We start from the raw sequence: 3,000 nt of genomic DNA, 5'->3' as shown, positions 1-3,000 counted from the left end.
TCAGAATACATTTTCCCTTCGACCAATCCTTAAACTTCTTTATAACGAGCCAGAAGAACAGAGCCACGGGGATTACCAACGTCCATGCCTGCCATGCACCCCAGCCAAGGAAGTGAATCAACTGACCGACGATTATGAGGCCGGCAAAGATGTAGCTGACATTTGTAATCCAGTCAGCGAGACCATCAAGCTGTTCATTGAGAGGAGTCTTGACTGAATCATCAATCTGTGCTTCCTCAAATACCTTACCCATTTCGGTAGCATCGCCCACCTTTAGCACACGCATTACGCCATGACCTTCCATAACCTTTGTCCCACGCATTACATGGTTTGAGGGATAGGTGGCATCCTTGTCAAAATGTGCTTTGTCGGTGGTCTTTGCGCAAATCGGCTCTCCTGTAAGTGTCGATTCATCCACACTCAGCGTTACGGCATCAAGCAGCTCGCCATCGGCGGGAATCTCGTCACCTGTATTGAGGATAACGATGTCACCGACCACCACATCCTTGCGGGGGATAGAGGTCATTGAATCGTTTCTCATCACCTCAACCAACTCATCGTCATTGACCTGATTGAGAATCTTAAATGCTTTATTGGCTTTCTGCTCGAAGATGAAGGCAAGTGTCGTAGCAAGACCAATGGCAACAAAAATACCGATTGGCTCAAAAAACACTTTCCAGTCCTGACCAAGTCCGAAAAACTCATAAAATGAGATTCCGATGGACAACACGCCTGCGACCAGCAGGATAATAATCAGCGGATCGGAGAATTTATCTAAAAACTCTTTCCACCAAGGGTCTTGTTTGGGAGGCGTCAGAATATTGACGCCATTCTTTCTGCGACTCTCCAACACTTCCGCATCGGTTAAGCCTGTAAAATTATGATTATTTGGCATATAATATCGAAGTATTGTTTAAGAAATAGGGTGAAGAAGTCAAGTAAAACTCAATCTCTTCACCCATTAGGATACGTTAGGCTGCGTCAAAATGCGCCTTCTCGTTTCAGCTCATTAACACGGCGTTGAATAGCTTCGTAATAGTTACCAAGCTTAACCTTACGCTCTTGTCCAATGCCATATTCGCCACGAATAACTTTTATAGCTTCTGCTTCAACGTCATTGGAAACAACAGATGGAGCATTGTTAGTGGCAACATTATTAGTGGTTTGGGGAGCGGCAGGGGTGGTTTCTTGAGTATTTACAACAGCCTCTGATGGATTAGAACTTTCGTCATTATTGGCGTTTTCTTCTCCGGCATCTTCTCCGGCTGAAATTTCTGCTTCATTGGACACATCCTCAGTATTTTCAGCGGGTGTTGTTACCTCCTCTATAGTTTCTTCCTCAACTATAGGTGCGGATTCTGTAGATTTTCCGGGGAACAACCACCAAATAAGAAGAATGATAACAATTATAGCCAGTATTACCCAAAGCCACTTGCCATTCTTTTTCTTTGCTGGTTTGGGGGTCGTATTAACTGAATTAACCGAATCTGTTGGTTGAGGTTGTGCTACAGAAGCAACTACTGGTTCATCGTCATCCTTAGAGAGGTCGAATTTACGTTTCCCACCCTTTGAAATGTCGAAGCCGTGGTCAGTTCCTTTATTTAATTGGAACTTGCTTTTGTCTTGTTTTGCCATAATGAATGAATTTTATTCTTCTGTATACATATCAACAAGAGTCTGCAAACCTCCGTTATAACCATTCCCGACTGCTTCAAATTCCCATTCGCCTTCCTCATTGATTATAAAGCGAGCGGCAACGAGTGCATCTTCGGATTTATAATCTTTGCTGAGTTCGTAGAAACATAGGGCCTCGCCGGATTCTTCATCGATAACAGTAATCTTGGCGTTTTCAACCTCGCCAAATGTCTCGACATTATCATCATTGGGGACGTATACGGTTGCGGAAATTGCAACTTCTTGCACTTCAGGAGCTATATTGCTAAGACAGATATTGATAGTTTCAATACCTCCTTCCATCTCGTCTTTTGCTCCGAGGACTGCTCCGTCGGCACTCATGGGACGAGTAGAATCAAGATAGTTTTTCTTATTGCCAAATTTGGCGCGATCGAACTTTTCAGTACGATTTACAGAGTTGTAGAATACGAAACCCTCGTCATTAACAATGATTCCGTCAAGGTTCAGAAGCCATGCTTGCGTGTCTAAATCCCCTTTTCCCCATGTCAGCTCGACACGGATATTGTCGAGACCAAGACTTTTCGATAGGGCAAATCTATCGCCACCATCGAGTTTTTTAAGGTTGAATTTACCCATAGCTTACTTTATTGGTACATGTCAACGAGGGTTTGAAGGCCACCATCGTAGCCCTTACCTATAGCCTCAAACTCCCAGTCTCCATATTCGTTAAGAACGAGAGCACCAGCAACTACAGCTGTCTCTGATGAGAAGTGCTCTTTGAGATTGTAGGAACAAAGCTCTTCGCCAGTTTCTTCGTTTGTGATAACGATTTGAGGATCGCGAACATTCTTGAATGTTGTTTTACCTTCCTCATCGTAAATGGTTACGCAGAAGACTATTTCTGTGATTTCGGGGCGAACCTTGGAAAGGTCAACGTGCATGGTTTCACCGGCTTCCTCACCGCCATCATCTTCTCCATCACCAAGGTCATCAGCAGAACCCACTACTGAGCCATCGAAGCTGACAGGGACGGTATTGTCACGCCAGTTCTTCTTACTTCCGAATTTAGTGCGGTCATAAGCTTCGGAGCGGTTGTTTGACTTGTAGTAAACGAAGTCGGCATCTTCTGTTATAACGCCATCATCGTTAAGGAGGAACGCAGATGCGTCAAGATCTGCGCCCGATTTCCAATTCAGATCTACCTGAATTGCTGAGAGTTCGTCACCCTTGCCGAGTGAGAATTTTTCTCCTTTTGAAAGGTCGAATTTTTTTGCCATTGTTGTTTATACTGTGGCGTCCTGAAAAATATTGACGGGTCAGAGGGTTTGAGATTATGAATGAATGTTAAACAGTCCGAAGACTGTG

4 protein-coding genes are annotated in these 3,000 nt (G+C 44.1%); all 4 read right to left on the bottom strand.

Annotated features, from left to right (window positions below; all coding sequences use genetic code 11):
• Positions 1 to 895, bottom strand: an 895-nt coding sequence (locus tag JX312_RS11410) for a cation-transporting P-type ATPase (protein ID WP_239653901.1), incomplete at its 3' end; no start/stop codon positions are given.
• An 86-nt stretch (positions 896 to 981) separates the two neighbouring features.
• Positions 982 to 1,635, bottom strand: a complete 654-nt coding sequence (locus JX312_RS11405) for a hypothetical protein (protein ID WP_204458078.1) — start codon at positions 1,633 to 1,635, stop codon at positions 982 to 984.
• Positions 1,636 to 1,647: 12 nt separating this feature from the next.
• The gene (locus JX312_RS11400) at positions 1,648 to 2,271 is read right to left on the bottom strand and encodes a TerD family protein (RefSeq protein WP_204458077.1); all 624 of its coding nucleotides are present in this window, start codon (positions 2,269 to 2,271) and stop codon (positions 1,648 to 1,650) included.
• Positions 2,272 to 2,279: 8 nt separating this feature from the next.
• Positions 2,280 to 2,912, bottom strand: coding sequence for a TerD family protein (locus JX312_RS11395; RefSeq protein ID WP_204458076.1), 633 nt, complete (start codon positions 2,910 to 2,912; stop codon positions 2,280 to 2,282).
• Positions 2,913 to 3,000: the final 88 nt, after the last annotated feature.

This window comes from Barnesiella sp. CU968, assembly GCF_905219685.1.
Lineage (GTDB): Bacteria > Bacteroidota > Bacteroidia > Bacteroidales > Muribaculaceae > Lepagella > Lepagella muris_A.
This window is presented reverse-complemented; position numbering and strand designations above follow the sequence as displayed.

Bases quoted from the DNA above. Each gene is read 5' to 3' on its own strand.
- JX312_RS11395 (WP_204458076.1), bottom strand. From the start codon at position 2,912: ATGGCAAAAAAATTCGACCTTTCAAAAGGAGAAAAATTCTCACTCGGC.
- JX312_RS11405 (WP_204458078.1), bottom strand. From the start codon at position 1,635: ATGGCAAAACAAGACAAAAGCAAGTTCCAATTAAATAAAGGAACTGAC.
- JX312_RS11400 (WP_204458077.1), bottom strand. From the start codon at position 2,271: ATGGGTAAATTCAACCTTAAAAAACTCGATGGTGGCGATAGATTTGCC.